This is a genomic window from Pseudomonas sp. 10S5 (assembly GCF_035019745.1).
GTDB lineage: Bacteria > Pseudomonadota > Gammaproteobacteria > Pseudomonadales > Pseudomonadaceae > Aquipseudomonas.
In genome coordinates this window covers 1-6,875 of the sequence record NZ_JASJVL010000036.1, presented here as the reverse complement: position 1 = coordinate 6,875, position 6,875 = coordinate 1, and the positions used below count along the sequence as shown (strand labels likewise).

Annotated in this window: 5 protein-coding genes, 2 tRNA genes and 1 riboswitch; of the genes, 1 reads left to right on the top strand and 6 read right to left on the bottom strand. The window is 55.5% G+C overall.

The window, feature by feature from the left end; translation table 11 throughout:
* From QN378_RS23200 to ltaE, 6 genes are all read right to left on the bottom strand, one after another.
* Nucleotides 1-73, bottom strand: a tRNA-Arg gene (locus QN378_RS23200).
* Nucleotides 74-180: 107 nt separating this feature from the next.
* Nucleotides 181-271: transfer RNA gene (locus QN378_RS23195), tRNA-Ser, on the bottom strand.
* Nucleotides 272-333: 62 nt separating this feature from the next.
* Entirely contained in the window at nucleotides 334-522 is a 189-nt protein-coding gene (gene csrA / locus QN378_RS23190) for a carbon storage regulator CsrA (RefSeq protein ID WP_002554426.1), read from the bottom strand.
* A 106-nt stretch (nucleotides 523-628) separates the two neighbouring features.
* Nucleotides 629-1,864, bottom strand: coding sequence for an aspartate kinase (locus tag QN378_RS23185; RefSeq protein WP_322204668.1), 1,236 nt, complete (start codon nucleotides 1,862-1,864; stop codon nucleotides 629-631).
* Between the two features lie 92 nt (nucleotides 1,865-1,956).
* Entirely contained in the window at nucleotides 1,957-4,575 is a 2,619-nt protein-coding gene (gene alaS / locus QN378_RS23180) for an alanine--tRNA ligase (RefSeq protein WP_323551084.1), read from the bottom strand.
* A gap of 147 nt (nucleotides 4,576-4,722) precedes the next feature.
* Nucleotides 4,723-5,727, bottom strand: coding sequence for a low-specificity L-threonine aldolase (gene ltaE, locus QN378_RS23175; RefSeq protein ID WP_322204671.1), 1,005 nt, complete (start codon nucleotides 5,725-5,727; stop codon nucleotides 4,723-4,725).
* A gap of 213 nt (nucleotides 5,728-5,940) precedes the next feature.
* Nucleotides 5,941-6,110: riboswitch (FMN riboswitch) on the top strand.
* 127 nt (nucleotides 6,111-6,237) lie between these two features.
* Here ltaE and QN378_RS23170 point away from each other — a divergent pair.
* On the top strand, nucleotides 6,238-6,750 hold the full coding sequence (locus QN378_RS23170) for a 6,7-dimethyl-8-ribityllumazine synthase (protein ID WP_322204673.1): 513 nt from the start codon (nucleotides 6,238-6,240) through the stop codon (nucleotides 6,748-6,750).
* Nucleotides 6,751-6,875: the final 125 nt, after the last annotated feature.

Below are 6,875 nucleotides of genomic sequence, written 5' to 3'. Positions count from 1 at the left end.
GCACTCGACAGGATTCGAACCTGTGACCGCTCGGTTCGTAGCCGAGTACTCTATCCAGCTGAGCTACGAGTGCATTTGTTGCCGCGCATTATAGGCCGTCAAATCATTTGGTCAAGAACTTTTGCTAGTAAAATCAAACACTTACCGCTCAAGCCAGATTACAACGTACTACATAAATAATGGCGGAGAAGGGGGGATTCGAACCCCCGACACCCTTTTGAGGTGTACTCCCTTAGCAGGGGAGCGCCTTCGGCCACTCGGCCACCTCTCCGCAACACGGGGCGTATAATAACCAGCTTTCCCCCGTTTGCAAAGCCTAAATTTCAATAAAAATTAATGACTTGGTTCTTCGTCCTTCTCTTTCTTAATACGCAGGTAAATTTCCTCACGGTGAACCGCAACCTCTTTCGGAGCGTTGACGCCGATTCGTACTTGATTACCTTTAACGCCGAGCACAGTCACAGTGATTTCGCCATCACCAATGATCAGGCTTTCTGCGCACCGACGAGTCAGAATCAGCATACCTTTCTCCTCACGCCCTATATTTAGGACAACAGCTTTCAGGGACAACAGTCTGCAAAACCACAGGCGCGTCTTATCGCGTCTTATCGCGCCTTATCGCAACGCATCACTCGCCTTGACGGGCCGGTGCGTCCAATTCAAAAGCAGTGTGCAGCGAACGTACTGCCAGCTCCAGATACTTCTCCTCGATGACCACTGAAACCTTGATCTCAGAAGTGGAGATCATCTGAATATTGATGCTCTCCTTGGCCAACGATTCGAACATGCGACTGGCAACACCCGCATGGGACCGCATGCCGACGCCTACGATCGACACCTTGGCGATCTTGGTATCGCCAACGACTTCCCGCGCGCTGATTTCACGTGCGGTATTTTCCAATACCACCAAAGCGGCCTGATAGTCGTTGCGGTGCACGGTGAAGGTGAAATCGGTAGTGTTATCGTACGCAACGTTCTGCACGATCATGTCCACTTCGATGTTCGCGGCGCTGATCGGGCCGAGAATCTTGAAAGCCACACCAGGGTTATCTGGTACGCCACGGATGGTCAGCTTGGCTTCGTCGCGGTTGAAGGCGATGCCGGAAATAATCGGCTGTTCCATGGATTCCTCTTCATCAATGGTAATAAGGGTACCCGGACCCTCCTGGAAGCTGTGCAGTACGCGCAGCGGGACGTTGTATTTGCCGGCGAACTCGACCGCGCGGATTTGAAGCACCTTCGAACCGAGGCTGGCCATTTCCAGCATCTCTTCAAAAGTGATCTTGTCCAGGCGTTGAGCTTGCGCCACCACACGCGGGTCGGTGGTGTAGACGCCATCGACGTCGGTATAAATCTGACACTCATCCGCTTTCAGTGCTGCCGCCAGGGCCACACCAGTCGTGTCTGAACCGCCACGACCCAGGGTCGTGATATTGCCGTGCTCGTCGACACCCTGAAAGCCGGCGACGACCACTACCCTGCCCGCTTTCAGATCAGCACGAATCTTTTGATCATCAATCTGCAGAATACGCGCCTTGTTGTGCGCGCTGTCGGTCAGGATGCGCACCTGGTTGCCGGTGTAGGACACCGCAGGCACTCCACGCTTGATCAGCGCCATAGCTAGCAAGGCAATGGTGACCTGCTCGCCCGTGGAGACAATCACATCCAGCTCACGCGGAACCGGTTGATCGCTGATTTGTTTCGCCAGGCCGATCAGACGGTTGGTTTCGCCGCTCATGGCCGACAACACAACCACCAGCTCGGTACCTGCATCGTGGAACTTCTTAACCTTGTCGGCCACTTGTTCGATTCGCTCGACAGAGCCAACCGAAGTGCCCCCAAATTTCTGTACGATCAAAGCCATCTTAAAGCCGCCTCAGCCCATGAAGGGCGCCCAATAAACATTCATACCCCAAGCGCCAAAGCCTGCCGCCATTGGGCAGGCCTGGAGGACGACTAGATACCCTGCTCGACAAAAGGCACGGTCAACGCCAACGCCGCATCCAGCGCTCCGGCGTCCACGCCGCCACCCTGAGCCATATCAGGACGACCACCGCCTTTACCTCCAACGGCGGCAGCCGCTTGCTTCATTAAATCACCGGCCTTGAGTTGGCCAGTCAGGTCCTTGGTTACGCCTGCAACCAGTACGACCTTATCTTCATGGACACTGCCAAGCAGGATCACTGCGCGGCCGAGTTTGTTCTTCAACTGATCAACCAAAGCCAACAGGGCCTTACCGTCCTGACCGTCTAGGCGCACGGCGAGAACTTTGACCCCTTTGACGTCCAGCGCGGCAGAGGACAGATCGTCACCCGCAGCACTCGCCGCCCTGGCTTGTAATTGTTCCAGCTGCTTTTCCAAAAGACGATTGCGCTCAATGACTGCGAGAAGCTTGTCCAGCAGGTTGTCGCGGCTGCCTTTGACCAGAATTGCGGCTTCCTTGAGTTGATCTTCGGCAGCATTGAGGTACGCCAGTGCCGCAGCCCCTGTCACCGCTTCGATGCGTCGAACCCCCGCAGCCACACCACTTTCATTGGTGATTTTCAGCAGCGCGATGTCACCGGTGCGATTAGCGTGAATACCGCCACACAGCTCAACCGAGAAATCACCGCCCATGCTCAGCACACGGACGTTATCGCCGTACTTCTCGCCGAACAGCGCCATGGCGCCTTTCTTCTTCGCGGTCTCGATATCGGTTTCCACGGTTTCTACCGGAGAATTCTTACGCACTTCGCGGTTGACGATTTCTTCCAGCGCTTTCAACTGCTCTGGCTTGATCGCTTCGAAGTGGCTGAAGTCGAAACGCAAGCGCTGACTGTCGACCAACGAACCTTTCTGCGTCACATGCTCGCCCAACACCTGGCGCAATGCCGCGTGCAGCAAGTGTGTCGCCGAGTGGTTCAAGGAGGTGGCATGACGAACGTCGGCATCAACTTCGGTGGTCAGCTCGGCGCCTGCTTTTAGGCTGCCGGAAGCAAGTACACCGTGGTGCAGGAACGCACCGCCGGTTTTAGTAGTGTCGCGTACGTCAAAGCGCACATTGGCCGCTTCGAGGTAACCGCAATCGCCAATCTGCCCGCCGGACTCAGCATAGAAAGGGGTCTGATCGAGGATCACTACACCCTCTTCGCCCTCGCTCAGCTGATCAACCGCATGGCCGTCCTTATACAGGGCCACCACTTTGGCTCTGCCTCGGGTAGCGCCATATCCCAAAAATTCGGTCGGTATGTCAACTTTGACCAGACTGTTGTAATCCATGCCGAACGCACTGGCCGAACGAGCGCGCACGCGTTGAGCGTCCATTTCGCGCTCAAAGCCTACTTCGTCGAGGGTCAAGTTGCGTTCCCGGGCAATATCACCAGTCAGGTCCATCGGAAAACCGTAGGTGTCATACAGTTTGAACACGACGTCGCCGGGCACCACCGTACCCTTCAACTCAGCCAGATCCAGTTCCAGAATCTTCAGGCCTTGCTCCAGGGTTTTGGCGAACTGCTCTTCTTCAGCTTTCAGCACCCGTTCGATGTGCGACTGGTTCTGGGTCAGCTCCGGGAAGGCACCGCCCATTTCCGCCGCCAGTGCGGCGACGATTTGATAGAAGAAACTGCCAGCGGCGCCGAGCTTATTGCCATGACGACACGCGCGACGAATGATCCGACGCAACACGTAACCGCGCCCTTCGTTCGAAGGCAGTACACCATCAGCAATCAGGAAGCCGCATGAACGAATGTGGTCAGCCACGACTTTAAGCGACGGCTGCGCGTCGTTTGTGCAACCGACAGCCTTGGCCGATGCCGCCAGCAGACTCTGAAACAGGTCGATTTCATAGTTGGAATGCACATGCTGCAGAACGGCGCTAATACGTTCCAGACCCATGCCGGTGTCCACCGACGGCGCTGGCAATGGATGCAGCACGCCATCCGCAGTGCGATTGAACTGCATGAACACGTTGTTCCAGATTTCGATGTAACGGTCGCCGTCTTCTTCCGGCGAACCCGGTGGGCCGCCCCAGATGTCGGCACCATGGTCGTAGAAAATCTCTGTGCAGGGACCGCACGGGCCGGTATCGCCCATGGTCCAGAAGTTATCGGACGCGTACGGCGCGCCTTTGTTGTCGCCGATACGGACCATACGCTCGGGCGGCACGCCGATTTCCTTGGTCCAGATATCGTAGGCTTCGTCATCGCTGGCGTAGACCGTCACCCACAGTTTGTCTTTGGGCAAGCCCAACACCGACGTCAGAAAGGTCCAGGCGAAGGTGATCGCGTCGCGCTTGAAATAGTCGCCGAAGCTGAAGTTACCCAGCATCTCGAAAAAAGTGTGGTGACGCGCGGTATAACCGACGTTCTCCAAATCGTTATGCTTGCCACCAGCGCGCACGCATTTTTGGCTGCTGACGGCGCGAGTGTAGGCGCGTTTTTCTTGCCCCAGAAAGCAGTCTTTGAACTGGTTCATGCCTGCGTTAGTGAACAGCAGGGTGGGGTCGTTGCCCGGAATCAACGAGCTGGAAGCTACACGGGTGTGACCTTTCTCTTCGAAGAAGCGAAGGAAGGCTTCACGGATTTCTGCGCTTTTCATAAGTTCTTCCACGGAGACTGCTGCCAAAGGCAAGTGCAAAACGGCCAAAAGAGGGTGCGACTTGCAAAGGGCCGCATTATATAGGCGTTGGACGCTCGATACAGCGTGTTTGTACATTGTCAGCCGGCAAATGGACTGTCGGCGTGTTTAGCGGCGAGTAAAGTCTGCAAATGCCGCGACCACCCGATCAATCTGTGCGGGCGAAACGTTGAGGTGCGTCACCATTCGCAAACGGGGTGCCGCACTAAGCTTGATCTCCCGCTCGGCAAAAAAGTGTTTAAGCGCTTCAGCCCTCTCATCCATCTGCACGTACACCATGTTGGTCTGGACGGGCTCAACTGAAAAGCCCAGATTGCGCAAGCCTTTGGCCAAGGCCGTAGCGTTTGCATGATCGTCTGCCAGCCGCTCGACCTGATGTTCCAGCGCATACAGCCCAGCCGCCGCGAGCCCACCGGCCTGACGCATACCGCCACCGACCATTTTGCGCAGACGTCGAGCCTTGGCGATCAGTTCGGCGGTACCGAGCAGCACCGAGCCAATCGGCGCGCCCAAACCCTTGGACAGACAAACCGAAACCGAATCGAAATGACGGGTAATGTCCCGGGCATCAATACCCAACTTGACTGCCGCGTTATATAACCGCGCGCCGTCCAGGTGCAGCGCTAACCCTTGTTCATCGCATAGCTTGCGCGCAGCGGCAAGGTACGACAGCGGCAACACCTTGCCCTGCATGGTGTTTTCCAGCGCGAGCAAGCGGGTTCGGGCGAAGTGAAAGTCATCGGGTTTGATCGCAGCCAGGACCTGTTTCAGGTCTAGAGATCCGTCACCTTGTACGTCCAGCGGTTGTGGCTGGATCGAACCGAGCACCGCGGCGCCACCCCCCTCGTATTTATAGGTGTGCGCTTGCTGGCCCACAATGTATTCCTCGCCACGTCCACAGTGAGCCATCAAACCAAGCAAATTGCTCATGGTGCCGCTGGGAACAAATAAACCTGCTGCAAAACCCAAGCGCTCAGCGAGGTAAGCTTCAAGGCGGTTGACCGTCGGATCTTCGCCGTACACATCATCGCCCAGTGCTGCGCTGGACATAGCCTCAAGCATCCCGGCAGTGGGCTGGGTCACGGTGTCGCTGCGCAGATCAATAACCGTCACGATGAAGCTCCTGAAAGAGTTAAGACGTTGATGTTAAGTCCAAGGATGAATTGGAGATAGGTCATTACTGAGGTCTCGGGGAGGCATATTCAAGAACTGCACTGAATGAACCGATGGTTGATATAAGAAATGCGAGGGTCGATAGACGAAAGTGTCCGAGCACAACCGGGAAATCTGTGATAAAAACTCACCGCCGACAGAAAATGCTGTTGGCAACGTTCTCAGGGCGGGGCGCAATTCCCCACCGGCGGTAATGGCGCGCAATGCGTCTAGCCCGCGAGCGCTTGTGGTGCATGGAGCTTCGGACTGTGCACTGACAAGGTCAGCAGACCCGGTTTGATTCCGGGGCCGACGGTCATAGTCCGGATGAAGAGAGAACGGGATTGGTATCACCGAGTCGTATTAAGCGCACCGTCGTAACCTTTTTTTGTTGCGGCCGTGATCTTGACGTCCGTGGCATCCCATTCGATCAAAATGCCCTGTTTTTTTCATAAACAGGAGTCAGAACTGATGCAACCCACAGCAATTGATAGCAAAAGCAAAAGCCATCCCAACGAACGCATTGCGTTCATTCAGGCTTGCTGGCACAAGGATATTGTCGATCAAAGCCGTAAAGGTTTTATTGCAGAGATCGCCAACCATGGCTACGCCGAGACCGATATTGATTTCTTCGAAGTCGGCGGCGCGTTTGAAATCCCCCTGCACGCCAAGTTATTGGCCAAAAGTGGCCGCTATACTGGCATCGTGGCAGCCGGGCTAGTGGTCGATGGTGGTTTATATCGCCATGAGTTCGTCGCTCAATCGGTTATCAGCGCGTTGATGCAAGTGCAGCTAGAGACGGAGGTTCCGGTTTTTTCCGTAGTGCTCACCCCACACAACTTCCACGCAGGCGACGAACACCAGCAGTTTTTCTTCAATCACTTCGTGCAAAAAGGCGCAGAAGCGGCTGAAACCTGTGCAGATACCCTAAACAAAATTCGCAGCCTGCGCCGCAACGAATTACCGCAGCGCGTCGCGGTTTAATTGGCGACGCTTCTTCGCGAATAAATTGGCTCCCACAGAAATTCATAACCCCTGAACTGCGCCCCAAATGTTGGACAGTGATTGAATAAGCTACGCGGCCTGAGTTCTGTATGCCACTGGACTCA

What these genes read in the sequence shown, in the direction of transcription:
- csrA (WP_002554426.1), bottom strand. Translation starts at nt 522, where the DNA reads ATGCTGATTCTGACTCGTCGGTGCGCAGAAAGCCTGATCATTGGTGAT.
- QN378_RS23185 (WP_322204668.1), bottom strand. Translation starts at nt 1,864, where the DNA reads ATGGCTTTGATCGTACAGAAATTTGGGGGCACTTCGGTTGGCTCTGTC.
- alaS (WP_323551084.1), bottom strand. Translation starts at nt 4,575, where the DNA reads ATGAAAAGCGCAGAAATCCGTGAAGCCTTCCTTCGCTTCTTCGAAGAG.
- QN378_RS23170 (WP_322204673.1), top strand. Translation starts at nt 6,238, where the DNA reads ATGCAACCCACAGCAATTGATAGCAAAAGCAAAAGCCATCCCAACGAA.